The organism is Ornithinicoccus halotolerans, from assembly GCF_009602535.1.
Lineage (GTDB): Bacteria > Actinomycetota > Actinomycetes > Actinomycetales > Dermatophilaceae > Ornithinicoccus > Ornithinicoccus halotolerans.
The window spans coordinates 19,640-46,141 of the sequence record NZ_WIQI01000002.1; the positions used below are offsets into that span (position 1 = coordinate 19,640).

At 68.4% G+C, this 26,502-nt stretch carries 19 protein-coding genes; 7 read left to right on the plus strand and 12 right to left on the minus strand.

Annotation, left to right across the window (positions count from 1 at the left end):
* Positions 1-335: 335 nt before the first annotated feature.
* Positions 336-1,394: a hypothetical protein gene (locus GFJ45_RS00630; RefSeq protein ID WP_194288436.1), complete on the minus strand. Its 1,059-nt coding sequence runs from the start codon at positions 1,392-1,394 to the stop codon at positions 336-338.
* 131 nt (positions 1,395-1,525) lie between these two features.
* On the minus strand, positions 1,526-2,212 hold the full coding sequence (locus GFJ45_RS00635) for a winged helix-turn-helix transcriptional regulator (protein WP_153392831.1): 687 nt from the start codon (positions 2,210-2,212) through the stop codon (positions 1,526-1,528).
* Between the two features lie 315 nt (positions 2,213-2,527).
* Between GFJ45_RS00635 and GFJ45_RS16210 the strand changes: the two genes are divergently transcribed.
* From GFJ45_RS16210 to GFJ45_RS00645, 3 genes are all read left to right on the plus strand, one after another.
* Positions 2,528-3,373 (plus strand): LamG domain-containing protein, encoded by an 846-nt coding sequence (locus GFJ45_RS16210; RefSeq protein ID WP_194288437.1) that lies wholly within the window; start codon positions 2,528-2,530, stop codon positions 3,371-3,373.
* A gap of 149 nt (positions 3,374-3,522) precedes the next feature.
* On the plus strand, positions 3,523-4,260 hold the full coding sequence (locus GFJ45_RS00640; RefSeq protein ID WP_228386274.1) for a LamG domain-containing protein: 738 nt from the start codon (positions 3,523-3,525) through the stop codon (positions 4,258-4,260).
* A 309-nt stretch (positions 4,261-4,569) separates the two neighbouring features.
* Positions 4,570-6,252 (plus strand): cell wall-binding repeat-containing protein, encoded by a 1,683-nt coding sequence (locus GFJ45_RS00645; protein ID WP_194288439.1) that lies wholly within the window; start codon positions 4,570-4,572, stop codon positions 6,250-6,252.
* A gap of 73 nt (positions 6,253-6,325) precedes the next feature.
* Here the strand turns inward: GFJ45_RS00645 and GFJ45_RS00650 are convergent, their stop codons facing one another.
* Positions 6,326-8,035 carry a delta-60 repeat domain-containing protein gene (locus tag GFJ45_RS00650; protein WP_153392840.1) on the minus strand — a complete coding sequence of 570 codons (1,710 nt, stop codon included), beginning with the start codon at positions 8,033-8,035 and terminating at the stop codon, positions 6,326-6,328.
* Positions 8,036-8,238: 203 nt separating this feature from the next.
* Between GFJ45_RS00650 and GFJ45_RS00655 the strand changes: the two genes are divergently transcribed.
* Positions 8,239-12,324, plus strand: coding sequence for a PKD domain-containing protein (locus GFJ45_RS00655; RefSeq protein ID WP_153392843.1), 4,086 nt, complete (start codon positions 8,239-8,241; stop codon positions 12,322-12,324).
* 57 nt (positions 12,325-12,381) lie between these two features.
* Here GFJ45_RS00655 and GFJ45_RS00660 read toward each other — a convergent pair whose 3' ends face one another.
* The 4 genes from GFJ45_RS00660 to GFJ45_RS00675 form a co-directional block, all read right to left on the minus strand.
* On the minus strand, positions 12,382-13,311 hold the full coding sequence (locus GFJ45_RS00660; protein WP_153392846.1) for a glycosyltransferase family 2 protein: 930 nt from the start codon (positions 13,309-13,311) through the stop codon (positions 12,382-12,384).
* Positions 13,312-13,462: 151 nt separating this feature from the next.
* The gene (locus GFJ45_RS00665; protein WP_153392849.1) at positions 13,463-14,785 is read right to left on the minus strand and encodes an O-antigen ligase family protein; all 1,323 of its coding nucleotides are present in this window, start codon (positions 14,783-14,785) and stop codon (positions 13,463-13,465) included.
* Complete coding sequence (locus GFJ45_RS00670; protein WP_194288440.1) at positions 14,782-16,110, minus strand: hypothetical protein; 1,329 nt, start codon at positions 16,108-16,110, stop codon at positions 14,782-14,784. Before GFJ45_RS00670 ends, GFJ45_RS00665 begins: the two co-directional genes overlap by 4 nt.
* Entirely contained in the window at positions 16,107-17,033 is a 927-nt protein-coding gene (locus GFJ45_RS00675) for a sulfotransferase (RefSeq protein ID WP_153392855.1), read from the minus strand. The genes GFJ45_RS00670 and GFJ45_RS00675 overlap by 4 nt, the downstream gene beginning before the upstream one ends.
* 183 nt (positions 17,034-17,216) lie before the next feature.
* Here GFJ45_RS00675 and GFJ45_RS00680 point away from each other — a divergent pair, with 183 nt between their 5' ends.
* Entirely contained in the window at positions 17,217-18,833 is a 1,617-nt protein-coding gene (locus GFJ45_RS00680) for a hypothetical protein (RefSeq protein ID WP_194288441.1), read from the plus strand.
* Here the strand turns inward: GFJ45_RS00680 and GFJ45_RS00685 are convergent.
* Together GFJ45_RS00685 and GFJ45_RS00690 are read right to left on the minus strand one after the other, a co-directional pair.
* A complete protein-coding gene (locus tag GFJ45_RS00685) occupies positions 18,806-19,714 on the minus strand; it encodes a sulfotransferase domain-containing protein (protein WP_228386275.1) in 909 nt (302 codons plus the stop codon). The genes GFJ45_RS00680 and GFJ45_RS00685 overlap by 28 nt on opposite strands.
* Positions 19,714-21,240: an oligosaccharide flippase family protein gene (locus GFJ45_RS00690; protein WP_153392861.1), complete on the minus strand. Its 1,527-nt coding sequence runs from the start codon at positions 21,238-21,240 to the stop codon at positions 19,714-19,716. The genes GFJ45_RS00685 and GFJ45_RS00690 overlap by 1 nt, the downstream gene beginning before the upstream one ends.
* Positions 21,241-21,372: 132 nt before the next feature.
* Here GFJ45_RS00690 and GFJ45_RS00695 point away from each other — a divergent pair, with 132 nt between their 5' ends.
* Positions 21,373-22,134 carry a hypothetical protein gene (locus GFJ45_RS00695; RefSeq protein ID WP_153392865.1) on the plus strand — a complete coding sequence of 254 codons (762 nt, stop codon included), beginning with the start codon at positions 21,373-21,375 and terminating at the stop codon, positions 22,132-22,134.
* Positions 22,135-22,550: 416 nt separating this feature from the next.
* Complete coding sequence (gene rfbA, locus GFJ45_RS00700; RefSeq protein ID WP_153392868.1) at positions 22,551-23,414, plus strand: glucose-1-phosphate thymidylyltransferase RfbA; 864 nt, start codon at positions 22,551-22,553, stop codon at positions 23,412-23,414.
* A gap of 26 nt (positions 23,415-23,440) precedes the next feature.
* Here rfbA and GFJ45_RS00705 read toward each other — a convergent pair whose 3' ends face one another.
* The 3 genes from GFJ45_RS00705 to GFJ45_RS00715 all read right to left on the minus strand — a co-directional run bounded on the left by GFJ45_RS00705 (position 23,441) and on the right by GFJ45_RS00715 (position 26,464).
* Positions 23,441-24,052 (minus strand): hypothetical protein, encoded by a 612-nt coding sequence (locus GFJ45_RS00705; protein ID WP_153392871.1) that lies wholly within the window; start codon positions 24,050-24,052, stop codon positions 23,441-23,443.
* Positions 24,053-24,132: 80 nt separating this feature from the next.
* Complete coding sequence (locus tag GFJ45_RS00710) at positions 24,133-24,981, minus strand: SGNH/GDSL hydrolase family protein (RefSeq protein ID WP_153392874.1); 849 nt, start codon at positions 24,979-24,981, stop codon at positions 24,133-24,135.
* A gap of 31 nt (positions 24,982-25,012) precedes the next feature.
* Positions 25,013-26,464, minus strand: coding sequence for a polysaccharide biosynthesis tyrosine autokinase (locus GFJ45_RS00715; protein WP_153392877.1), 1,452 nt, complete (start codon positions 26,462-26,464; stop codon positions 25,013-25,015).
* Between the last annotated feature and the right edge of the window lie 38 nt (positions 26,465-26,502).

Genomic DNA, 26,502 nt, shown 5'->3' on the forward strand with positions numbered 1-26,502 from the left:
ACGACGGCCTCGACGCAGGTCCGGCAGGGACACGGCGAGCCAGATCCGGAACAGGGCAACCGCGCAAGCGGAGTTCCGACTGGGGAGCCCCCGAGCTGAGGCTGAACGCGGGTTGTGGAGGCGAAGACCACCGTGGGGCCCCGTCAGTCAGCCGAGGACCGAGTGCGGGACGCGGGGCCGAGCGGGGCCCCGCGTCCCGCCATGTCTGCGTCGGTCGACGCACCAGTTCGGCGCACCCGGCCTCGGCCGTGAGAAAGCCCGCCCGGAGGAGCTCCGTCCGGGCGGGCTGTTCCCTGCTCCCCTGGGCGCGGCACGCGCCCCGGCGCGTCAGGACATCACGGTGTCCCGTGGAAGACTGCGATCCCGTGCTGTGGGATGCCGGCCACCCACCCGAAGTCGCCACCCACGAGGACGCGGTCACTGGCAAGATCGATCGACCAGGGGCCCATGTTTCCACCCAGGTGCGGGTCCCAGCTGGTCAGCTGCCCGTCCAGCGTGATGGAGGCCAGCAGGTTCCGCTTTGCCTTGAAGGTGTTGATGTTGCGGAAGTGTCCCCCGAAGTACACCTCGGTATCTGACACCGCGATGGCCTGGGTGTCACCTCCCGTCTTGATCGCATAGACCGGGCTGCTCGAGACCGCGGGGTCGTAGGCGTAGAGGTTGTTGTCCGTGGTGGAGAAGAAGAACCGGGAGCCGTCCGGGCTCAGCCCCACTGCGAGGCCGACCCCACCACGCTGCGGATTGAAGTCGGTCGCCTCGCCAGTGCTGGCCAGCACCTCGGCGGCACCGTTGCGGTCTTGAGCGCCGATCCGGTTGAACCCACCGGTCGCGTAGACCTTGGTGCCGTCCGGAGAGACAGCGATGTCCTTGACGGTCCACGCGGGCCAGGGGTTGAAGGGCTTGAAGACCTGAGCCGTGGACACGTCGAGCGCCGCCAGCCGGCGACGAGCCACGTCGGCGATCGAGGTGAAGGTGCCGGCCGCGTAGAGCCTGTCCCCGGAGACCTCCACCGCGTAGACGATGCCGTTGGTGTCAGCCCGCCAGTCCACGAGCCCGCCGCTTACCGACAGCGCCGCCAGCGCGGCACGTGGTGCCCCGTTGATGTGGGCGAACTCCCCTCCGACGAAGACGGTCGTGCCATCGGAACTGCCGTCGATGGCACGCACCACGCCGTCCACCGATGGGGCGAAGGTGGGGTCGACGGTGCCGTCGGCGCGCAGCGCTGCCAAGTTCTGCCGTGGCTGGTTGCCCACGGCGGTGAACTCGCCCCCGATGATGGTGAGACCACCCACCTGGGCCACTGCGTACACGACCCCGTTGGTTTGTGCGGTGCGGGTGTGCTGGTCGGAGACGGCTGCCGACGAGGGAAGCGCTCCGGTGAGGACCAGTCCCACGGCCAGGAGGAGGGAAGTGAGCAGTCGCCCCGTCCCACGACGCGATCGAGCAGGCAGCTGTGTGGACTCCATGACGTGACGCCTTCCCGGTGCGGGCTGGTGTTGCGGTGGTGAAGAAGGGGACTTGCGGGTCAGCCGCGGAGCCGGTAACCGACCCCGCGCACCGATTCGACCAGCCTCGGTCCACCAACGGCTTCGATCTTGCTGCGTAGCCGACTGAGATGTGACTCCAGCGCGTGCGGTCCCAGCGGGCGACCGTCGCCGGCGTCGGACGTCAGCTCCTCCCGAGTGAGTACCTGCCGGGGATGGCGGGCCATCAGCAGCAGCAGGTTGAACTCGGTCTTGGTCAGCGGCACCGGGGTGCCGTGCACGTGGACCTCTCGGCGGGCGGGGTCGATGACGACGTCGACGACGCGGTACCTCTCGCCCTCCCGGTCCTCGGCCCGCTGGTCGACCAGGTAGCGGTGCATCGTGACGATGCGGGTACGCAGCCGCCGCCGCGAGGTGGGCAGACCCATCACGTCCAGCGCTCCAGCGTCGAGGACGATCGACTCGCCCTCCTCGTTGAGGTCACCGACCAGGGCCAGGACGGACTGGTGCTGCTGAGCCAGCCGCCGCACCAGGTCCAGGACGTCCACCGTGAGCCGCGCGGACTGCACGATCACCATGGCCGGGTCGACGTCGAGGCGCTCCAGCGCGGCCGTGTCTGGCGCGAGTACGCGGTAGGGGACGGCGACGTCCATCAGGAGGGCGGTGGTCTCCGAGAGCGCGGCGGCTTCCGCCCCCACGGGGATGAGCGCCACGGGGTGCTCCGCCATTGCGACCCCCTGCCCCGGGTGCTCTGGAAACGGTTCGGCTGCCACGGTCTGCTCCCACCTGTCGAAGCGGCCCCATCTTTACGATCCCTTGGGGTAGCGCTTACTAGCGCTTTATACTTGCGGAGCCGCTACCTCGAGCGCAAGAGCAAATCGAGAATTCCCTTCGCTCGGTGACGCCGGGAGGTCGGCTTCCTCACGGGTCGCTCGCCCTCAGGGCCGCTGAAGGTCAAGTTTTCCTCTAGACTGAGGCGATCAGTTGGCGGCTGTTGCACTGGAGCGGACGGGGGAGTGGTGTTCAGGGTTCGAGCAGCGGTCGTGTGCGCCCTGGTGTCAGCTGCCTCAACCCTGGTCCCGCTCCCGGCGCAGGCGGAGAGGCCCCCAGTCGATGTGGTGCTTGACCTGCGCCCACCAGCGGACGCCGCGTCAGGGCAGACCGTCGACACGTTGGAGCAGCACGGAACCGCGCGTGTGGACGTCTCGGTCGGGACGCTGGACGGCGGGTCGGCCCAGTGGGCGGACCATCCAGTAGGCGGCCTGGTCGTCGATTTCCCCCAGCCGACCTCAGACGTGCTTGTGCCGCGAGCCGTTCTGGCAGTGCGTGACCTGGGGGCGCCCGACGGCACTCAGGGGGGTGACGCCTTCAGCCCTGGCCGCCGGTCCTTCAGCTTCGGCGCTGACTTCCGTCCCAGCCTGCTCCAGAGGGGCCGCTACGACGACGGGGACAACGTCATCCAGCGGGGACTCGCCTCGGACGCAAGCCAGTACAAGCTTGAGATCTCCGGGGGGCGCGTCGCCTGCTACGTCACTGGCTCCCGTGGCACCCTAGGGATACACGTCGGAGATTCCGTGGATCCCCGTGCGTGGTATACCGCCCGCTGCAGCCGGCTGGGGGAGGCCATCGTTCTTTGGGTGGCTGAGCATCGGCCCGACGGGTCCGTCCAGGCGCAGTCCCGCACCCGGCACGGGCTGCTCGGAGAGGTGGCCTGGGACAGCGACGGGCCGCCAGTTGCGATCGGGGGAAAGCTCGGGGCGACTGGTGAGCTCGTCCGCTCCGCGACTGACCAGCTCAATGGTCACGCTGGCCGGCCCGTGATCGTGCTCGACAGCACGCTCGCACTGGAGTGCGAATGGTCCGCGTGTCCGTATGCTGTTGCGCTATGAGTCGTTGTGGGACGACCAGACGACGGGCGCTGCCGGTCATGCTTCTGTCCGTGGCAGCGGCGGCGGGAGGTTGCGCCCTCGCTGAGCCCGACGATGGTGGGTCTCCTCCGAGCGGCTCGGCGGGCAGGGTAACCAGCCCGCCGCCTGGTGTGACGAGCGCTACAACGACAACACCTGCACCCACGGTCGAACTACAGCTTGCCTTGCCGTTTGACGCCCGCGTGGGGGCGATCGTCGAGCGCATCGAGCAGCTCGGCAGTGCTGACGTCCAGGTCGACGTCGTGAGCCTCCGCGACGGTGCAGTGCGGGTCGCCCCCGACCGGTCGGGCGAGCCCGCCTTCGGTCTCCCCCCGTTTCAAGACGTGCCCAACCCGCCGCGTGCGGCGATTCGCGTCACCCCCTTGGACGACGCGCTGACGCCGGGTAATCGGGACTTCACCATGTCAGTAGAGGCGAGGCTGGATGCTCGCTCAACGGGTAACCCGGTGGACAACGGGGACAACCTGCTGCAGCGGGGCCTGGCCTCGGATGAAAGCCAGTTCAAGATCGAGCTGGACAATGCCCGCCCGATGTGTCGGCTCCAAGGCTCCGAGGGTGCGGTTGAAGTCCGCGCGCACGACCGGGTGAAGGCCGGGACGTGGTACCGGATCACCTGCGTCCGGGAGGGCGACCTCCTGACCCTGAGCGTCACGACGCTCGTCGGCGCAGGATCACAGGAGGTGCAGAGCCGGGAGGTCACCGGGCCAGTGGGTGCCATCACCTGGAACCAGGCCACCCCGCCCCTCTCGGTTGGCGCCAAGTTCGCTCCAGGGGGCGAGCTGATCCGCTCGGCTACCGACCAGTTCAACGGTCAGGTTGCCAACCCGGTCCTCCGCATCGACGAGTAGTCGGGCCCTGTGGCTCCCGCCCAGGCACCCGCAGGAGATTGACGTTTGCTTGAGAAAAGGTTCGGATTTGGTCGCCCTCAAGCGAGGTCTTCTTAAGGTTGGGACTCGGCGGCGTGAACTCTCACCATACTGGACGTGCCCAGTCAAGCCCCGTGCCCCGAGCAAGAGAGCTTCTTCGTGCTACGCCTTCCCGTCCCTGCCCTGAGCCTGTTGGCTCTCCTTGCCTCCGCCTTCGCGAGTCCTGCCGTCGCCCACGCCGGGCCGGGTGTCCAGGTAGCGGCCAACTCGGCTGTCTCGTCAGTCGAACCCGTGGCGGCGTCCTCCTCGACCTCCGCCGCCGCGGTCACGGCAACAGCCGATGTCACAGGCTTCGGGGTAGCTCGTGACATCGCCTCCGCCTGGCCGACCGGTGTCGACCGCGTGTACGTGGTCTGTGCTGGGTGCTACTACGTGTCGACCGCGGCTGCCACGCAGGCCTCCTTGTTCGATGCCCCCACTCTGCTGACCCGGCAGGGCTCGCTGCCCGCGGAGACGGCCACAGCCCTTCGGCACCTGCAGCCCGAGCGTATCGTTGTCGTCGGGGGTGACGTCTCTGACGGCGTCCTCCAGGGACTGCGGAAGCACGCGAGGTCCGGCGTCGTGAACACGGTCACGGGCACGGGCCGGTACCAGATCGTGGCCAAGGTGGCTGGCCGGTTTCCTCAGCAGCGGCCACGCGCGATCGTCGCCAGCGGCCGCTATCCCAGACATGCTCTGGCCGGGGCCTATCTCGCTGGACGGCACAACCTCCCCCTGTTCCTCACCGGGGGCGGCAAGCTGCACGATGCGGCTGTCAATCACCTCAATCGGCTGGGCGTCGGAGACATCCTGGTCGTGGGTAGCACGCGGATCGTGTCCAACAAGGTGGCCAGCCATGCCGCGTCGCTCAGTACGAGTGGCAAGGTGACCCGACGTTACGACGTCCGCGACCTCGTGGCTCAGGCCACGGCGACGTTCCCTGAGGGGGTTGGCGTCGAGCAGGCCGGCAGTTCGCTGACGCAGACGAGCCTGGTCTCTTCCGCGCTCTCGTCCGTCTTCGCCGGCTATGACCCCTCGACGGCGCCCGGGCTCGACACGCCGGAGCCGTCGCCCAGCCCAGGCACGTCCGTGAGTACCGGCTTCTACAACGGGATGGGCGGCACTGACGACGAGGCGCTCCTCGAGCTGCTCGGTGGCATGCCGCTGACGCACGCCGCTTCGTATTACACCTCGGGTGAGGTGAACGACTACTGGCCCAAGCCTCATGACCGGGAGCGGTTGGCCAACGGCACGACGTTGCTACTCGACATCCAGGCCAAGAACTGGCGGCGAGGCGGACCCGACTCCTTCATGGCGTGGCCCGACATCGCGGCCGGTAAGCACGACGCGGAGATCCGGGACTGGGGTCGGAAGATGGCAGCCCTCGAGGGGGAGATCTGGTTCTCGTTCGACCAGGAGCCGGCGGTGAAGATGCACCACGGTAAGGTGCCCTCGCACTGGACGCCCGAGGACTATGCGGCCGCCAACCGTCGGATCTCCCGGCTCGTTCGCGCCGAGGCGCCCAACGTCAAGTTCACCTTCTGGGTCGGTGGCAGCCACCGGGACCTGATCCAGCGGGCATACCCAGGCGATGAGGCTGTCGACATCATCTGCTGGGACCCTTACGTGCATGCCGGGAAGTCTCCCGACATGACGCCCTACCAACTCTGGTCTAGCTTCAGCACCTGGCTTGACAGCCGCTCGTGGGGCAAGGGCAAGACCCGTGGCCTCTGCGAGACGGGTTTCGACAACAGGCACCCGGACGAGAAGGGTGCGGCCTTCTGGAAGCAGGCGCCCGAGGCCGCGCGCCGTCTGGACTTGGCGTTCGTGACCCTTTTCCACCGCAACTCCGGGCCACTGGGGAACTACACGATGGAGAACATGCCGCTGACGCGTCGCGCATACGCCCAGGCCATGCGGGACTTGCAGAACTGACTGTACGAGGGCGCCCGTCGACATGTGGGTGATGGGCGACCGGCTCACCATCACCCAAAGTGCGTGCTCCTGACTAGCCGGTCTGCGTGACCCCTAGCAGCTCGGCGTCCATGCTGAGGTCGCTAGAGGTGGGCTGGTCCTGGTGGACCTCGACGGCGAGCACGTTTGTCCCCGCCACTACCTGCGAGGGGTTGAGGGAGAAGGATCGCCAGGCTCGCTCTGCGTTGCCCCAGCGACCGGATGCCGCCGCGGTGGCGCCGTCCACCGTCCCTGCGGGCATGTTGTCGCGGGCCACCTCGTGGCCGTTGAGGTAGACGACGGCACCGTCGTCTGCGAGCAGCCGCAGCGTCAACTCGACTGGCTCCTGCTCTGCAGTGAAGGACATCCGGAAGTAGCTGGCCATGTACTTCTCCCAGCTTGAGGGCCCAAACCCGATCACAGTCGCCTCGTCTCCGTCGCCGTACCCCAGCTCCGCGGGTCCAGCGCGCCATGAGGAGTCGTCGAACTCCGGGGCGGCCCACCCTGGCGGCCGCGGTCCACCGTCCCAGTAACGCCAGCCCGCCGCCGAGGGTGCGATGTACGTCACGTCCGTGCTGCCCGGCTCGTCATCGGGAGGCGGGGGAGGGGGAGTCGGTGCGTGGTCGCTGCCCGGGTCGCCCACGAACCGGACGAAGCCCTGGGCGGGCACCCCACTGACCCGGGTGAAGTCCCCGCCGGCGACCAGCCCGTCGGGCGAGGCGGCAATGGCGTACACCCCCCAGTACCGGTCGAACCGAGGCTCGAAGGCCGTGAGTGCCCCAGTCTCGGCATCCGCCGCGAGCAGCTTCAGCTCACTGTCGCCCTGGTAGCCGTCGTGGAAGCCGAAGTAGGTGTGGCCACCGTGGTACTCGACAGCCTGCACGTCACCGTCCACTCGAATGTGCCACCGCCGGGCCCCGGTGCTGGTGGCCCAAGCGGTGATGTTGTTGAGTCCTGCCCCAAGCGCTCCGAACAGGCGGGTGCCGGTTGCGTCCAGAGTCAGGTCCAGCACGGCGCGGACGGTGTCGGCAAACACGGGTGGCAGCGCGCCGCCGGTCGTCGATGACACGGCACCGACCCCGGTGCGGCTGGCGCCCCCCAGGGAGGTGAACCGGCCACCGACGTAGAGAACCGCAGAGCCCGGGGACTTCACCAATGCCAGCACCTCGTCATTGGGGCGGGCGTTGAAGCCGGTGTCCACCGCCCCAGTAATTGGATGCAGCTTGGCCAGCCGGGGTCGAGGTGCCCCGCCGATCTCGGTGAACGCCCCGCCAACGTAGAGCTCCCCGGCCAGGTACTCCATGGCCAGAACTCCTCGGTCGGCGTGAGCGACGAACTCTGTGTGCAACTGGCCGGTGGCCAGCGAAACGCGGGCGATCCGGCCCCGCGATGTGCCGTTCACCCAGCCGAACCAGCCGCCGAGGTAGAGGGACTGCCCATCGGTCGCGAGCGACCGGACCTGAGCGCTCGTGCGGACCCTGAAATCCCGCCGCAGCTCCCCGGTCGAGACAGAGAACGCGGCGACGTTCCGCCGATCCACCACCTCGCCCTGGCGGCTGCGCGCCTCGCTGAAGTCGCCGGCTACGTAGACGGTGTCGCCGACGATCTGGGACGCGAAGACCCGGCCATTGAGTGTCCACGACTGCTCCGGAGTGCTCGACAGGGCGGCTCGTGCAGTCGGAGCCACGCCCAGCAGCAGCAGCACGCACAGCAGCGTGGACGTCAGGCTTCGCAGCGACCTCTTCCCGGACAGCCGCGTCGACATGCCCTGACCTCGATCCGGCACCCGCCGAAGCCCATGCGGCTAGCGTGACGGGCGACCACCGAGTGCTCACGATCCTCCGGGCTCGAGGATGTTGTCAAGGATCCTGTCGAGAACCCCTTGCCTGAGCCTTGACCCAGGCTTTACTGTCGCTTTACTTGCGTCCCCGGCGTCGGCGCCGGGAAGGGGTTTGGGAAGTGCATGTCATGAGCCACACTGTCCTGTTGCGTTCCCCTGGTCGATGGATCGCCGTGTGCGGGGCGATCCTGGCGCTGTTGCTTGCGGGCACGGGACCCTGGATGGCCCAGGCGGCGCCGGGTGGCTGGCTTCCGCCGGCGGCTGTCCCGGTGGATCCAGCGACCCGGACCGGTCTGGCGCCTGATGTGGCGGCAGCCTCCTGTTGGGAGATCAAGGAGCTGCACCCAGCCTCCGCGGACGGTCCGTACTGGCTACTGACGCCAAAGATGACAGCGCCGGAGCAGTTCTGGTGTGACATGACCACCGACGGAGGCGGGTGGGTTCGCGTCGGTGCTGGCAGGGAACAATGGGAGGCCGACTACGACGGCAAGGACCGACCCGAAGAGCTGCTGGCCGAGCAGCCCCCACTCACACGCACAGTCCAGTTGCCCGCGACCACGATCGATGCCCTCCTGGACGGTGGCCGGGTGGACAATCTCGCTGAAGGCGTCCGAGTGCGGCGGGCTGTGGATGCGACCGGGACCGCGTGGCAGGAAGTGCGATTCTCGTTCGCCAACCGGGACCGTTGGGCATGGACGATGGGCGCTGAGCACCGGGTTAGCGGCTGGCGCTTCGACGGACTGACGGGTTCGGGGGGGCAGAGCAACAGCTTCGGTAGCGGCCAGGGCCTCAACCGTGTCAACGCCTCGATCCAGTCGCAACAGGGATACCGATGGGGTTTCGCCTACGGCACCCAGGTCATCGGTACCAACTCGGCAACGACCTACCTCTGGTCCAGCAGCAACGGACAGGGCAGCGCCTTGCCATACGCGGAGGTCTATCTGCGGCCCCGGCTCACTACCGCTGACGTCGTGTTCACGGACCTACCCGACGACGGCAGTGCTCCCATCGAGATGACGCCGGCCGCCGAGAGCCGGGCGATGGTGAACCCCTGGGGGGTCAGCGGGACGGCTGGGAGCACGAGCGGCGAGGCTGACGTCGAGGTGCAGGCGCTGGAGCAGATCGGCGACGTCATGTATGTCGGCGGAAACTTCCGCTGGGTCCAACGAGACGCGTCCGGTTCGGGACGGGTGGAACAGTCCTTCCTGGCCGCGTTCAACGCCAGCACGGGCGAGTGGATCACCGGGTTCCGGCCCGACCTGAACGAGCAGGTCCGTGCACTGACGGCCCTGCCCAACGGCACCCTTGCCGTGGGCGGGGACTTCACTACTGCGAGCGGGGAGCCTTCCCCTGGACTGGTTGCGGTGGATCCCGTGACCGGCGCCCGCGTGCAGAACTGGGGGCCCCTCATGGAGAACGGGCTATCTCCGGGGCTGGTGCGGGTACGTAGCCTCGAGGCCAAAGATGGGTGGCTCTATCTCGGGGGCAACTTCACACACATGAGCAACCCGGATGGGTCGGGCCGCGTCTACGCGCGCAATGGGGGGCGAGTAGCCGCCGCCACCGGCCAACCGGACAACTGGAACCCTGAGTTCAACGGATCGGTGTTGGATCTCTCTGCCGCCGAGGACGGTACAAAGACCTACTTCTCCGGGTTCTTCGGTACCTCACGGACCGAGACCGCTTGGCGAGCCGCGGCGGTGATGGCTGACGGAAGCGGTGAGCTCGACCCAGTGCCGTGGAACCCAGTGTGGAGCAGGAGCATCAGCACGGGGTACCAGTGGACGATCGACCAGCGAGGTGACCGCGTGTGGGTCGGCGGGGCGGAGCACAGCCTGTTCGACTTTGCCACTAGCGACTACCGGAAGTTGGGTGGGAGCATCACCAAGCGCGGAGGTGATTTCCAGGCGATCGAGGCTGAGGGAGAGCTCGTGTATGCGGGCTGCCACTGCAACGACTGGATATACCAGGACGCCTACACCTGGCCCGACGTCGGCACGGGATGGACGCAGGCCGACTCCATCGGGTGGTTCGGCCTCTGGGACGCGTCTGATGGCCGCTACGTGCCTCAGTTCACACCGCATTTCCGGCTCCGGCTGGGACGGGGTATCTGGGCCATTGAGATCGCCGACGACGGCACTGTCTGGGCTGGCGGTGACATCACGAGCGGTATGACCTCCTCAGGTGGGCGCTGGCTGGGGGGCTTCGGGCGTTGGCCGGCGCGTGACACTGCCGCGCCTGGGCGGCCGGGCAACCTACGGGCGGTCTCCCAGGACGCCGGTTCAGTGACACTTGCGTGGAACGGTGCCGCCGGCGCCCCGTCGGGTTACCAGATCTTGCGGGACGACCGCGTCATCGCCACCACCAACGGCGGCCTGTCGGTGACGGTGTCCAAGGGCGGAGCGAATCGGTTCTTCGTGCGGGCAGTCGACGCGGCGGGCAACGTGTCCGCCAGCTCGCCGGTGTTCGAGACCGGTGACGGCAACCCACCGCCGGTACCGGTGATCGCCCACGAGGCAGAGGCCCTCGAGGTCACGCTCGACGGGTCCGGGTCAACTGATGACGGCAGCATCGTGGAGTACCGCTGGGACCTGGGCGACGGCTCCACGGCGACCGGTCCAGTGGTGACGCATGCCTACGTCACCACTGGGCGTTATGAGGTCCGGCTGACCGTGGTCGATGACCTTGGAGCCGTCCGCACCGCTACCACTGATCTCGAGGTGTCGATGCCGGCACCGACCGACGCCTACGGCGCGGCCGTGCTCCAGGACAACCCGTTCCTGTACTGGCGCCTGAACGAGGCCGGTGGTGATGTCGCGCAGGACTACGGGGGTGAGCACCACGGCGGAAACTACTACGGCGGAGTGACTCGCCAGGCGACTGGTGCGCTGACCGGTACGAACGATGCCGCGGTCGTGCTCGACGGAAGCTCCGGACACGTCGTGGGGCGGCCCAACACGGAAGTGAGCAACCCCGGACCGTTCTCCGCTGAGGTCTGGTTCCGCACCACCACGACTCGGGGCGGCAAGCTCATCGGCTTCGGCAACCAACCCACGGGGCTGTCGAGCAACTACGACCGGCACGTGTTCATGCTCAACGACGGGCGGCTCGCTTTCGGGGTTTGGACGGGAAGCGAGAACAGGGCCACGAGCGCCGCGGCCTACAACGACGGTCAGTGGCACCACGTCGTGGCCACTCAGGGCAGCGAGGGTATGAGCCTGTACGTCGACGGTGACCTGGTTGCGAGCAACCCGCAGACTTCTGCACAGAGCTACACAGGCTACTGGCGCCTCGGTGGTGACAGGGTCTGGAGCGGGGCCTCGAGCGGCTACCTAGCCGGCACGTTGGACGAGGCGGCTGTGTACACCACGGCACTGTCCGCCGACCGGGTCGCGTCCCACTACCGGGCCGGGACTGGGCAACCCGAGCCCAACGATGACCCGCAGGCTGCGTTTACAGCACAGACGTCGTGGTTGTCGCTCAGCGTGGACGCCGGAGACTCCACCGATCCTGACGGCGAGATCGACTCGTACGCGTGGGACTTCGGTGACGGCTCCACCGCCACGGGCGTGAGTGCCACCCATGACTATGCCGCGGAGGGTACCTACACGGTCACCCTCACGGTGACGGACGACCGGGGAGCCACTGCGTCGACCTCCAAGCAGGTCACGGTGGTCGAGCCCGGCGATGCCGTGACCGAAACGGTGGTGGAACGGAACGCCTCGTGGGCCTGGTACTACGAGACAGCAGCGCCCCCGGCAGACTGGATGGAGCCACGTGCTGACCTCTCCTCGTGGTCGACCGGCCCCGCCCCTCTCGGCTTCGGGTTCGCGCAGGTAGCCACCGACATCGACATCGATGGCCCAACGTCGGATCGGCCGCTGGCGGCCTACTTCGTGCGCACTTTCGAAGTGGCTGACGCGTCTCGTGTCGAGTCGCTGGTACTGGACACCGTGGCAAACGACGGGGTAGTGGTCTACGTGAACGGGGTCGAGGTCGGGCGGCACAACATGCCCGCAGGGGAGATCACCCACTCCTCGTACGCGACGTCGGCCCGCAACGTCACCACGGCAAACAATGATCCCGTGGTTATCGAGGTACCCGTTGAGCTACTGGTGGATGGAACGAACGTGGTCGCGGTGCAGGAGCACTTGAACTACCGGAACACCCGCGATGTCAGTTTTGAGCTCGACGCCGTCCTCACGTCCCGGTAGTGCGGACCGGGGGTCGCTGACGAGCGATGACGGTTCGCCTCGCTCTGGGAGACCGCCTCATACTCCTCTACCGAGGCGGTGCAGCGCGCCTAGCACATGCTCTCCGGACGGGGGCCACAGCGCCACCAGCGAGGCGACCAGCCAGCGCCACTGACGGGGGTCGCGGCGCAGCACCTGCCCGGCGTACTGCCACGCATCTCGCCGATCCCCGCTGCAGGCGTGGGCGAATGCCACCTGCCCCAGCAGGCGGGCGGCAGCTTGCGGGTTGGCGGCAACGTCGGGGTGACGTTCCAGCATCCATAGCGAACTGTCGATCTTGGTATCCCAGCGGCGCGAGAAGTAGGACGCGCGGCCCCAACGGACGTGGACAAGCGGCTGGTCGACGTGGACCACTGGATGGAGGGAGGCAGCTCGCAACAAGATGTCCCAGTCCTCGTTCTGGCTACCAGGAACGTCTTCGTCGATCAGTCCTAGGTCGCCGAGCAGCCGGTCGCGGCGGAAGAGGAGGGTCGATGAATGCAGCATGGACATGCGGGAGCGCACCAGCATCGCGTGGGTGACACGGTCAGTGCCAGCGTATCGAGGGCTGGAACGCCCCTCGTACTCCACGATGATGGATGAGGATGCCAGCGGCGCCTCCGGTTCCTGTTGTAGTGCTGCCACCTGCCGCTCGAGCTTGGTTGCCTCCCAGTAGTCATCGTCGTCGCAGAACGCCACCAACTCGGTGTCCGCGGCCAGGATGCCGGTGTTCCGGGCCCCAGCCAGCCCGGGCGACCGGCTATTGGAGACGACTGTCACAGGTCGGTCCCCATCACGTCGCAGGGCCTCCTCGGGATCCGCGCGGTCATAAACGACGAGCACCCGCACGGCTCCGCGGTAGTGCTGTCCCCGCGCTGCCTCGATCGCCTGACGAACCTGCTCAGGCCGGTTGTGCGTGGGGATGATGACGGTCACTGACGGCGTGACGCGACTGGCCGGTGCGGTCATGGTCGGGCTCCCTTCTCCGGTACGTCGCGAGCAGCGGCGCTGAGGCAGGGGACGATGGTGATTCCGTGCTGGGGACGTGGGCGGGACTGCCGAGGGGTGCTGGTCAGCGGACCGGCGCGGCCGGAAGGGCTCACTTGCACTCTTCGCGTGGTCACAGCAGTCTCGCAGGTGTGCGTGGTCCGCGGGCGGGGACGGTCTCAACCGTTCCATGTGCGCCGGTGCCCGAATGCCGAGGCGGGGCGGCGTCGACCGGGCCTGCCATCGCGACCGCAGCGGCCACCATCAGGAGATGTAGCCCGACCGGCAGAAAACCGTAGTAGAACGCCTCTAGCATGCCGGCTACGAGCACGGCCCCAGCGATGATCCCCCCATGGTCACGGCGGCGCAGGCTGCGGGCGTAGGCGATCAGAAACCACCCCATGAACGCCACCACTGCGGGGACTCCATGAGAGTGGATGACAATCCAGAACTGCCCGTGAGTGCCGACCGGTGGAATGCTCGGGTCGGCAGAGGGCCTTGGTGCGCCCATGCCAAAAGTAGGTGACTCCTGCACGCTCACCAGCGTCTGCCGGTAGATGGTCAACCGGTCTTCGGTCGTGTCGCTGCCGCTTGTTCGGGACTCGATGTCTTCTGTGAGGTCGAGCTGTGTCACGGACACCGCTGCGATGGCCCCCAGGCCCACCACAATGACGAGGATCCGCGGGTTGCCCAGCAGCAGGTAACGCAGCCCCAAATAGATCGCGATGACGCCGAGGGCAAGGAACATGCCGCGGTTCGACGTTGCTTGGGCTGGTATCAGTGAGACTGGGACCATCGCCGCAATCCACCAGAATCGACGCTCCCTACGGACGTGCCACAGGTAGAGGAAGACGAACGGGAGGAGGAATGAGTAGGCGTTGCCCCAGTTGTTCGTATAGAGGAAGGGCGCGCTCGGCCGCGGGTCGATCTGGACCCACCCGTCAGGGTTGTACTGAGCGAACCGGCGCACGACCATGTGGTTGACCAGCTCGTTGTTCACCAGTGCGCCCGGCAGCACGTACGACAGCGGGGTCCTGACCACCGCTTCCTGCATCATCATGCCGAGGAATCCCCCCACGGTGGTCACCCCCCAGAAGACGGTGAGAATGCCGGCGACCACGCGCTCCGTTAACTGAGCGCGAGCGTTGTAGACATAGATGAACAGCGCGGTGGCGGCATAGTAGTGCATCGCTCGGTAGCCGAAGCCAACGAAGCGGCCGAGGGTGTCCAGTTGACTTGCCGAGAGAGTCATCCACACGATGAAAACCAGCCAGAGTCCGAATCCCCTCGGCACCTCGACCCGTCCGGCGCGCCCAAGGTAGAGGGCCATGACGGCGCCCATCGCGATCCAGATCACGTCGGCCACGCCGAGCCCCCACCAGAGCGGGTAGAGCCCGACCGTCGCGGCCAGCGGCCAGGCAGGCAGCGCGTGGCGACCGTCGGTGGCGAGGGTCATGTCGCTGAGCTCTTCCGCTCCCGCTGCAGGAGAGTTCGGGCACTGGCGAGCAGGTCGAGCACCGCTTCGGCTGGTAGCTCGTGATGCCGCCAACCCACTTGTGCAGCAGCCAGAGCCGCGTTGCGCTCGGCGATGGTTAGCGCGTAGACAGCGGCGATGACGGCCCTCTGCTGTGGTCCTGCGCCTAGCGCCTGCAGGACCGGGCGGGCCCGCTCGGCCCCATCCCGTAGTTGCCGGCCTGTGCCCGTCGCCGGCATCGGACCGATCGCATTCAGGTGCCAGTGCAGGGCGTCCATACCGGCCGGGGCGTCAGGCTCGCTGTACTCCCAGTCCCAGAGCCACGTGGTGCCCGCCCGGTCACGACCGGCGTTCCACGGCACCATGTCACCGTGCCAGCGACTAGCGACGGGGACCACAGCGGTAGCGGACCGCACATCTTCCCCCAGGTAGCGGGCGGCGGCCACCACCTCGGCCGCGGCGTGGGACCGGCCGGACACAGCCAGCCGGTGGAGCCGCCCCATCAAGCGGGCCACCTGTCCGGTCCGGGCAGCGGTGTCTCGACGGATCACGGGGAAGAGCCCAGCCAAGGCGCCTGTCGAAACCGCCTGCCGGCCGCGGAGCTGCACGATGTCGCGAGGGAGCGGTTCGGTCAGCAGGTACGGACGATTCCCGAGCCTCCCCGCGCCTAGCACGCGCGGACTACGTGCCGCCGAGCTCTCAGAACCATCGGCGAGGCATCGCACAGCCGCGGTCTCAGCGAGCACCATTCCTTCTGTCAAGGGGTTCCATGCCAACTTGGCGTAGCCGACCGCGCGACCCTCGGTCGTGAACAGTTGCAGAGTGGGCTTGGCGTTGGGGCCCCGCCGTACACCACACAGCGGGATCAGACTCGGCTCGTCGAGGAGCACCGCGAACTGGGTGAGCGGCTCGCTGTGCAACGCCTCATGGGTTGGCCGGTCCGTCGGGGTGGCCACGCTGAGCACCCTCCTGGAAGGCAGCGCCCGGGTAGCGGCATGAAGGGCCAGCACCACTCGAGCAACGCGACGCCGGCGGGACCGAAGCCCCCGGTAGGCAGTGAGGGCGCGGGCGGTGGCGGGCCTGGGTCCGACGCCGACCAGAAGATGCGGACTGCTCGTGGAGGGCAGCACCCGGAGGCGGTGCTGCACCTCCCACCCCGGGTCGGTCTTGCGCCCACCGCCACTGAGGTCGATCCGCAGCAGCCCCGCGGCCAGGTCAGTGCCCCACAGCTGGTGGATGAGCCGGTCGAGGTGCTCGGAGCCGCTACCGGTGGTGGTCCCCCCCGCGGCAGTCAACAATGTCGTCACGAAGCCGGCTCCAGTCCAGCCGCGGTGGCGAGGGCGCTCCGCACCGGCTCGGTCAGCTCCTCGATGCGCGCGATGTCGGCAGAGGGCAGCGACTCCCGCCACGATTGAGCGACCACGGCTGGGGTGCGGCTCAGGTTGTGTAGCGCTCTGGGGTCGACCGAGGCGCCCGGCCTCTTGGGCGATTGACGGGCTTCGGGGTGCAGGTCGGTCCACGAGTCCGACCCCCATGTCAGCCCAAGGCGGCGGAACAGCCGTCCAGCTGAGTGCTCTCCTCCGGCCGCGAGCTCGTCGTGGCAGACGACGACAGTCCGTCCGTCCCCGGTGACGTCGTGCAGTGCGAGCCCGTAGAGAACGCTCCAGAACCATGCCATGGCCGCCACCTCGTCGCTATCCGGGGGCACCGGCGCTACGCCGACTGGTGCCGGGTCGGCGGCGGCGAGCATGGCCTCGACAACGGGCGTTAGTTCCTGCAGATCGGGTCGCCAACCCATCCGGCGGTAGCTGACGAGGCAGGCGCCCGGGTGACGGTAAACCAGAACTGGTTGGGCACCGGTCACCCGCACCATCGTCGGAATCGAGAGCATTGCGAAAGGATCCTTGACGATCACTCGCGTCCATGGCAGCGGTGCCTGCCACTGGTGTCGGCCATAGCGGCTGTACACCCATGGATTGAGGCCCCGGTAGGTCAGTCGCAACGCCCGGACCTGTCCTGGCGTGGGGTCACCGAGCCGCGTCCAGCCGGAGAGGGAGCCGGCGAGCGCGTACTGTCGGCCGCGCGGGTTCATCGGCTCCCGGCCCGCGAGCGCGACGCCTGGCGCGGACGCTAAGAGGCGCGCCAGCCATGTCGTTCCCGTTCGCGGCATGCCGGTGACCAGGATTGGCACCGCGCGGGATGCCGGACCTAGGACCCCCTTGCGGCTCATCGAGCCACCGTCCTTTCCGAGGCCGAGCAGACCATCAGCATGCTAGCCAGGAAACTTGACAAAGTCATTACCTGATATTGGGGAATCTTTGCTATCCTCAATGTTGCAGGCCCGCCAGCGGGGGATGCGCCATCGAAGGCGGTGGCGGCCACCGTGGGTCGGTGATCGGGGACGGAGATGTCAGTGACCCACACGCACGACCCACAGGCCGTGGCGCTCTCACATTACACAGACGTGTTGCGACGGCGGTGGTGGGTGCCTGCCGTGGGTGCCCTGGTAGGGATCGCTGCCGCACTCGGCGCGCTGGCCATCATCCCGTCGACTGTCACGGCCACGAGCACGGTCCGGGTCAACGTCATCAGCAACGACCCGTTCAATCCGTCCCGCACTCCGTCGGCACTGCTCGATATGAATGGCGAGGCGCAGCTGGCCGGCTCCCACCTCGTCGCTGAACAGGCTGCGGCTGCATTGGGCGGGGACTTCACCCCGGCAGAGATCCGTGAGGGCTCGGGCGCCGTGGTCGTACCGGAGACGGCGGTGCTGCGTATCTCGGCAACCGCGGCCGGTGAGGATCGAGCCCGGCTGATCGCCGACGCCGTCGCCGAGGCCTACCTCGAGACGCGAGCGGAGCAGGCGCAGGCTCGTATCGACCGGCAGGTAGAGCAGTCCCGTCTTCGGTTAGAGCCGCTACGGGGTGAGCTCGCGGTCATCAACGCCACGCTGGCCACGGCCGAGCCGGACTCCGAAGAGGCGGTGCAGGCCGAGACGGATCGGTCCTTGCTCGTGGCGGAGATCAACTCGGTTCTGGACCAGCAGGCCACCACCGAGTCGATCGACACCACAGGTGGGGCCGTGCTCAACCCGGCTGCTGTTGCCAGTGTTGAGCACGATCCCAACCGCACCCTGATTCTCGCCACCGGCACACTGGGGGGCCTCGGCGCTGGGCTTATCGCTGCGTTCTTGGTCCATGCACTGGGAGCTCGCGTCCGCACGCCCGGTGACGTCGTGCGGCACACCGGGCGCCCCGTGCTCGGCGCGCTGCCGGGACGGCGGCTCGGCCTTCCGATCGAGACGGCGGACCGCGAGGAACTGCGGGTCGCGCGGGAGCGTATGCTCGCCGACCCGGCGCTTCGGTCGCGGGTCGGGGTAGCGGCAGTCCTGGGGACATCGGACATCGGAGCGCTTGCCGAGGCCGCTGCTGGCGCTGCCCTTGCCGAGCAGGTGGCCGAGGCCGGAGTGGACGTCTTACTGGTCCCGCTGGCGCTCGAAGAGGGACAGGCGCAGTCATTGTTAGCGGCCCTGCCCGTCCGCCACGACGAGCGTTGGCCCGGGGAGTCACGTCGGTTCACGGGGGGGCCGGGAGGAAGGCTGACAGTTCTGTTGCCCGCCATCGCCTCCGCGGCTGAACCACCCGGCCCCGCCCTGTATGAACAGGTGGGACTCGAATCCCACGAACGGTTGGTGCTCCTGCTGGTCCCCAGTTCCGCCTCGCCCGCGACCCGGCTGGCTGCCGCGCGACTGGCGTCCACGACAGTCCTGCTCATATCGCGCCGACGCACTCGCGTTCCGGACCTGCGGCGAACTGTGCAGGACGTCCGTGAGATGGGCGGTCAGGTCATAGGCACAGTGCTGCTGCCGCCCGGTGCGGACCCAGCGTCGGCGGAGGGGGAGCAACACCACCCTGATGAAGAGAAGCCGGTCGCAGAGGGCGGGCAACAGCCGCGCAACGGCACCGCCAAGGAGACGGCCGGCTTCTCCCGAAGGGCTCGCTCTCACCAGCCCAGCGACATCCGCAGGTAGTCTTCGAGGGCCGCGTTGTGGGGCCTGTAGTACTCACGCAAGGCACGGACAGCGCGCTGAGGCGGCTCATCACCGCTGCGTAACGTGGAGTTGTAGCCGCGGGTCGTGGAGAGTTCCCGGCGCGGTAGTCCTAGGAAATCGCAAATCTCGTCGACGACCGCCTGAGTGTGCCGGTAGAGGTCCTCGCTGCGCAGCACTAGCAGCTGCGTGGCCGGGAAGCAGGCGTGCCAGCGCTGCACCTGCGGCAGGTAGACACCGCGACGTCGGTAGGAGTACCAGTCCCAGGTGGTGCTGTGGTAGCTCGGGTCGTCAGCCATGCGCTCCGGCTCCCCTGCGAGCCGGTCGTCCTCGGCGGCCAGGGCGTCTTCGAAGTCCAGCGGTTCCACCCCGTTCTGCACTCGCTCCTGGTAGTGCGACCAGGCTCGTTTCACAGGGTCCCGGACCAGCAGGATGGCCTTGGTGCCTGGAGCGACCTGGCGAACGCGTGCGGCGATGCGCGGGTCCCACACGTAGTACGGTGACGCCTCGAAGCTCAGCGGCCGATAGCCAAGCCGACTGTGCAGCAACCGCCGGTAGGCCTCGGTGTGGAAATGCGAGCGGTACCAGCGCTCACTCTGCGTGTTGAACTTGTGGGAGAAGTAGTAGTCCGTGCTCTTCTTGTCTCGTGGCTGTGGGTATAGCGCCAGGACCCCCGGGTGTTGGGCGAGGTACTTAAAGAGCGACGTGGTACCGCCCCGCTTCGTGCCGATGATGAGGAAGTCTGGGACCGGTCGATTGGCCGCAGTCGCCAAGGCTGCACCGCGCGACGTCACGTCGGCGGTGTCCAACAACCAGCGGGGGGCGCGACTCTTGAGTGACGCCAGTTGGGCCATCCGGGACATCAGTGGTCCTCTCCCTCGCTCCGGCGCCGCTGCACCATCATGAGCACCCCATGCAGATGAAGCCGCTCCCGTAGCCATGCACTTGCCCCTGCCCACACCGCGCCGCCGACAACGGTACCGATGAGGAGCGCCGTCCAAGTATCACCCAGCAGTAGTCTGCTGACCAGAGCTGGCAGGCCGAACCCTACCGTCGCCACCAGCACCGCCACTCCCACGTCCGACCCGGCGACCGTTACGCCGATCAACCGTTGCACCTGCCACGTGGCTAGCCCGGTGTCGACCAGCGCGCCGACGCTCCAGGCGATCGCTGCTCCTTCGATGCCCAGCCACGGCACCAGGATGACGAGGAGGCCAAGGGTGACCAGCAGGGCGAGCCCCTTGTTGACCGCGACCCAGCCGCTGCGGCCGCTCATGAGCAGCATCGACTGGATGTTTCCCGCGAGCAGCACCCCGGCCAGCCCGACACAGAGCAGTCCGAGCGCGAGTGAACCGTCCTGGAACCCAGGTCCGAAGAGGCCCAGCCAGGTGCCGCCGAAGAGCGAGAACAGGATGGGCACCGGCAGGCTGCCGAGCACGATCCAGCTGGTCGTCATCGTGTAGAGGCGCTGCGCGGCTGGCACGTCCCCGCGCCCGAGCGAGCGGCTGTACTGCGGCGCCACCACGATACGCAGAGCGGTGCTGAGGACCAGCCCGGCCGCGACCAGCCGGCTGGCGGTCCCGTAGACCCCGGCTGCCGCCTGCCCCGCGAGCACTCCGACGAGCACCACGTCCAGCCAGAGCAATCCCTGCTCGAGCACCGTAGACACTGACCGAGGCAGGGCGTAGCCGCGGATCCGCCGGACGAGCCCCCGGTCCGGCCAGGCATCGACAGGGGGGTCGCCCGCTCGCCGCTCCGCACGCCGGACGCGGCGCCGCAGCAGCCAGAGGGTGACCACGACGGCGAGAACGGTGGGCGCTACCCACGAGATCGCGACGGCCACCGAGCCAAGCCCCAGCGCCGTGATCGCGAGCACGAGGGCCGGCCGGGCAGTCGGGACCGCGATGCTGTTGATCAGCACGAACGGCCGTACGCCCCCCAGGCCCCGCGTGGCGGACAGTCCCACGGTCATCACGGCGGCGAGCGGCAGGAAGCCCGCCATGCCCCACAACGCCAGGGTGAGCTCTCGCTGCTGGGGTGGGTAGGTGGCGGCGATCGCGGCCAGCCCGAGGCCGGCGACGACGCCCAGCCCGAGCGCGGGCAGCAGGAGGCCCGTCAGCCCCGCACGCAGCCGAGCCGGGTTCTCGTCGGCGAGCCGGGGCAGCAGCCACACCGCCGTGGTGTCCAGCCCGAAGCGGCCCACCGCCAGCGCGATCGTGAAGGCGGCGACGGCCTGCAGGACCACCCCGGCGCCGGCCGGGCCGAGCGTGCGGCCGAGGGTGATCGTGAAGGCGAACCCCATGAGGGCGCTCACCACGGCGCCGACGAGGGCGAGGGCACCGCTACGCGCCACCGCCCCCGAGGCGTGCACGGTCCCCCTGCTGCTCACCCGGCTCAGAGTAGGAGGCGGCCCACGGCCACCCCAGGGTGACCGGGCAAACGTGACCGTTTCGTGCTGTTGCCCACGGACTCGCGCTGTCACGATGCGCTGAGGGTTGCTCAGCTGAGGGAGGCGACCAGGGTGTCGATCCAGACCATCCGCAGTGGCGTGACGCAGCGCGGTCCCCGCGTTGTCGGGGTGACGTTGTGCCTGGTGCTACTGGTCGGCTGCAGCGGCGGTGGCAGCGAGGACGCGCAGGACACCGCCGCGCCGCCGGAGGCTGCCACCGCGACGGCAACCGAGGACCTCGCTCCGACGACGGTCCCTGACCCCGCGCCCGCCGATGCGGATGCCGCGACCACGACGGCCGGGACTGACATGGCGCCGACCACCGAGGGGTCCGCCGGTCACGATGACTCGACCGTCACCGTGACGGTGACGGCGCCACCGAGCCAGCCGGAGGCGGCCACCGCACCTCCCGAGGAGCTGGCGGAGTCGGGGCCCGCGGACGAGCTGGTCACGCCGGCGGTGGTCGCCCAGGCGCGGGCGCTGGCGGCCCCGGAGGCGCTGGATACGGAGGAGCTCGCGGACGTCACCGACGACACCATGCTCGACCAGATCCGAGCGATCGCCTCCGACTACGCCATGCAGGGCTGGACGCAGGTTGGGGTGCCGCAGGTCGTCCGGAGCGAGATCGTCGACCTCAACGAGCAGGGCGACCCGCCGACCGCGCGCGCGGAGGTGTGCCTGGACCACAGTCAGGTCGACATCGTGGATGCGGAAGGTGAGTCGATGCGCGACCCAGACGCGCAGATGCGGGTGCTGACCATCTATGAGCTGGAGTTCACCGACGACCGGTGGCGAGTGGTCCGGCAGACGTTCCCGGACGAGACTGACTGCTGACCCGCGGCTGGTGGGCCGAGCCGCTCGGAGGCCTCAGTCACGCCACGGGGCACTGGTCCCATCACGTGCCCGTTGCCCGGCGCCAGTCGCCGTGCCGGCGCGCAACGACCGGCATGTCGGCGGAGGTGCTGCGCACAGTTGCTCCCCAAGGCGGCGCGTCGCCTCCACCTCCTCACCCGTGGTCCGTGAGTGACCTAGGCCCGCCAACCGGTGGAGCCGACCGAGTACTCGAGCGACTTGGCCCGTGCGCACTGGCGCGTCCCAACGCGTGACCCTGAGGAGACCCGAGCATCGGTCTTCTCCACCAGGAATCGAACGAAGTTCGCACCGATGAAACCAGCACCACCAGTCACCAGGACGTGTGGCGTGGCCGCATCCCAGGCGGGAGCCCGGGTCGGCTGGTTAGGCTGACGCAAATGAAGGGGATTCTCTTGGCCGGTGGCACCGGCAGTCGGCTCCACCCGATCACCCTCGGCGTCAGCAAGCAGCTGCTGCCCGTCTATGACAAACCCATGATCTACTACCCGCTGTCCACGCTCATGCTGGCCCGGATCAGTGATGTCCTTGTCATCACCACGCCGCACGACGCGGGCCAGTTCCAGCGGCTCCTGGGAGACGGCTCGCGCTTCGGCATCTCCCTCCGCTATGCCGAACAGCAGCGGCCGGAGGGTATTGCGCAGGCCTTCCACATAGGTGCCGATTTCCTCAATGGGGAATCGTGCGCCCTGGTCCTGGGTGACAACATCTTCTATGGCCCGGGCATGGGAACCCGGCTCCAGCGCTTCCAAAACCTGGACGGAGCGGCGATCTTCGGTTACCCCGTCACGGACCCCGCGGCCTACGGCGTCGTGGAGTTTGATGCGAGCTACCGCGTCGTGTCGCTGGAGGAGAAGCCGGCGCAGCCGCGCAGCCGCTACGCGGTGCCGGGGCTGTACTTCTACGACGGCGAGGTGGTTGACCGGTCCCGGCGCCTGCGTCCCTCGGCTCGAGGCGAACTGGAAATCACGGACCTCAACCGAAGCTACATGGATGAGGGACGGCTCCAGGTCGAGATCCTCCCGCGCGGCACCGCCTGGCTGGACACCGGCACGTTCGACTCACTCAGCGACGCTTCCGGCTACGTGCGCACTCTCGAGGCAAGGCAGGGGTTGAAAATCGGCGCTCCCGAGGAAGTCGCCTGGCGGATGGGCTTTCTCACAGACGACGAGCTGCGGCAGCGGGCGGAACCGCTGATGAAGTCCGGCTATGGTGGCTATCTTCTTGACCTGCTGGAGGGGTAACGGCAGAGGAGCAAACGGCCCCACGATCACCGCAGGCCGGCGGAGTCCACCTTCCGGTGGAACCTCATCCCGGCGATGCCGCCCAGGATTGCGCCGATCAGGCTGACCAGGGCAATCGCGACCGCCGCGATAATGCCGCTGGTCGTGAGCTCGCCCTCGCTCAGCGGGATCCGGGGGAAGGCGTTGAGCTGGGCGTAGACGTCGAACTCCTGCCCGAGCAGCAGCCCCAGCAGGGCGACGATGATGGCGATGATAAGCGCCCACAGCCACACCGCGAGGCCCTGCTTGGCACCGTCGAACCGGGCCATCCGGCCGGCGACGTAGCCGCCGCAGAAGTAGGCGAGGAACAGGATCACCAGCAGCACGATGCCGCCGACGAGGCCCACGGTCTGCGCGTTGGCCTGGGCAGCATCGGGGTCGGTCGTCAGTCCGACGGTTGCACCGGCCGCCGCCACCAGGGCGGTGAGGAGGACGGCCATCCCGGTGGCGGTCAGCCAGCCGAAGAAGGCCGAGCCGAACTTGATGCCGCCGTACTCCTCGGCCTGGACCGCCGCGTCCCCGTCTCTGCGGCCACCACGGTAGCGGCGCCGGTCGCCTCGGTTCTCCGGGACGGTGTTGTCGTGTGGGCGAGTGCTCATGGCGCGACATCCCTTCCAGCGGCTGTTCTCCTCGAGCGTATCGATGAAGGACTGCGACCGCGCGCGGAGAGCTGAGCTGCTCAGCCCAGGGCCGAGCTGACCGTCGCCGCCCAGAGCTGCTGGCCGTCGGCGTCAGGATGGACGGCGTCGGACATGAGCGTGTCCAGGTTGCCCTCGGCGAGGAAGGCCTCGGCCACGTTGATGGTGCCCACGCCGTTGCTCTCGGCCCAGTCGGCGACGGCCTCCCGGACGTCGGCGTTGGCGTCGCCAAGCTGCGGGTTCTGAAGCACCGCCAGCGTGGGAACCTCCCCATAGAGGCCGGTGATGCCCTCGTGCAGCTGGCCGAAGTCCTCGGGCACCTGCTCCGCGGTGATGTTGTGGCCGTAGCTGTAGATGACCAGGTCCGGCTGCTCGGGAACGACGGTCTCCAGGGCGGCCAGCGGGTAGGTGGGGCCGGACCCGGACTGGCTCCCGCTCCAGATCGTCAGCGCCGAGCCGTCCCCGGACTCGCTCAGCACATCCGGCTCGACGTAGCCCGCCTGGCTGGTCTCGTCCCAGTGGGAGATGTCGACCGGCCGCTGCTCGGCGAGCTCCTCCGCCCACAGGTGCACCCACTCGTCCCGGGTGTTGCTGGTGGAGTCACCGAGCACGACGAGTGTCACCGGGGCGTCGGCAGTCAGGATCTGCTGCGCCTCCTCCAGTGGGCCCGACGGCTGGTCGTCGGCGCCCGTCTCCGTCTGCCCGTTCTCGTCGGAGCTACCGGTCGGCTGCTCGGTCGCCCGCCCGGTTTCCGCCACGCCGGTCACCTCGGCCGGCTCGGGGACACCGCCCTCCGGCGGCGCAGCGGCCCGCACCAGCGCCGCCCCGACCAGCACCGCGGTGAGCACACCGAGAGCGACCAGCGCAAGGTTCTGCTGGCGCGGGCTCACAGGGTGTCCTCCTGACAGGGCTCGGTGGTCGTCAGCGGAAGAGGGTGTCGGCGATGCTCTCGCCGTTCTCCTCATGCCCCTCCTGGCTGCGCCGGCCCCGGCGGGCCTCGGCGCGCGACTCCGGCTGCCGCTGGGGCGCGTAGCTCTCGCCGTAGTAGGCGTAGTAGGCGTCAGCGCCCCGGGTGGGCAGCCGGTTCATCACCAGGCCGAGCACGTGGGCGCCCACGTTGTGCAGGCTGGTGAGCGCCCGCTGCAGGTGCTCCTTGTGGATGATGCCGGCCCCCACGACGACGATCGCACCGTCCGCAACCTTGCTGAGGACCGCAGCGTCGGTGACTGGCAGCAGCGGCGGGGCGTCAATGATGACGTAGTCGAAGCGGTGGCCGAGGTTCCTCAGCAGTTCGGCCATGGTGGGGGAGCCGAGCAGCTCGGAGGGGTTGGGCGGGATCGGCCCGCAGCCGAGCACCCACAGCGAGTTGCCGAACGGCTGCAGCACGTCGTCGACATCGGCCTCGCCGATGAGCACGTTGGTCAACCCGACCGAGCTCTCCAATCCCATGTACTGCAGCAGCCGCGGCCGGCGCAGGTCGCCCTCGACGATGCACACCCGGCTGCCGGTAGCAGCCAGCGTGAGCGCGAGGTTGGCCGTCGTGGTGCTCTTGCCCTCGCCCGGCAACGAGGAGGTGAAGACGATCACCTTGGGCTTGTTGGCGACGTCGACGAACTGCAGGTTGGTCCGTAGCGTGCGGAACGCCTCAGCGCGGGTGCTGTGGGGGTCGTCCTGCACCAGCAGCGGCCGCTCGGCGGCACCCTTGTCGAAGGCGATGCCGCCGATCACGGTGTGGTCAGTCACGTCCTTGGCGTCGGCCTCGCCCTTGATGGAGGTGTCGAGCAGGTCGCGCAGCAAGGCTGCCCCGAAACCGAGCAGGAGACCGAGCACCGCACCGAGTGCCAGGTTGCGCAGCGGCTGGGGGGAGACGGGCGTGCTCCCCACCTCGGCCGGGCTCACGATGGTGGCCTTGACCGGGCTGGCGGTGTCCTCGGAGACCTGGTCCAGGCCACGGAGCGTCTCCACAAAGTGCCGGGTCACAGACTCGGCGATGGCCTGCGCCTGCTGCGGGTCCTCGTCGGTCACGTTGATGGTGATCAGCACGGTATCCGCTGGAACCTGGGTGCTGATCCGCTCGGCAAGTGTTCTCGGAGTGGTGTCGAGGCCGAGTTCTTCGATCACGGGGTCGAGCACCAGCGGAGTGGTGACGACGTCGGCGTAGGTGGCGACCTGCCGCTGGGTGAAGCTGCTGCCCTGCGCCAGGTCGGTGGGGTCCTCGGCGCTGACCGTGGAGACATACATCTCGGAGGAGGCCTGGTACTGCTTGTCGGTCAGCAGCGTCACCAGTGCGGTCACGGCCAGCACGGCCAGGAAGGTGGCCACGATGGTCCGCCAGCGGCGCCGGGCCACCTGAAGATAGCTGTGCAGGTCCACGCGCTGGTGCTCCCCTGTCGTGCGTGCGGGTGTCGCCC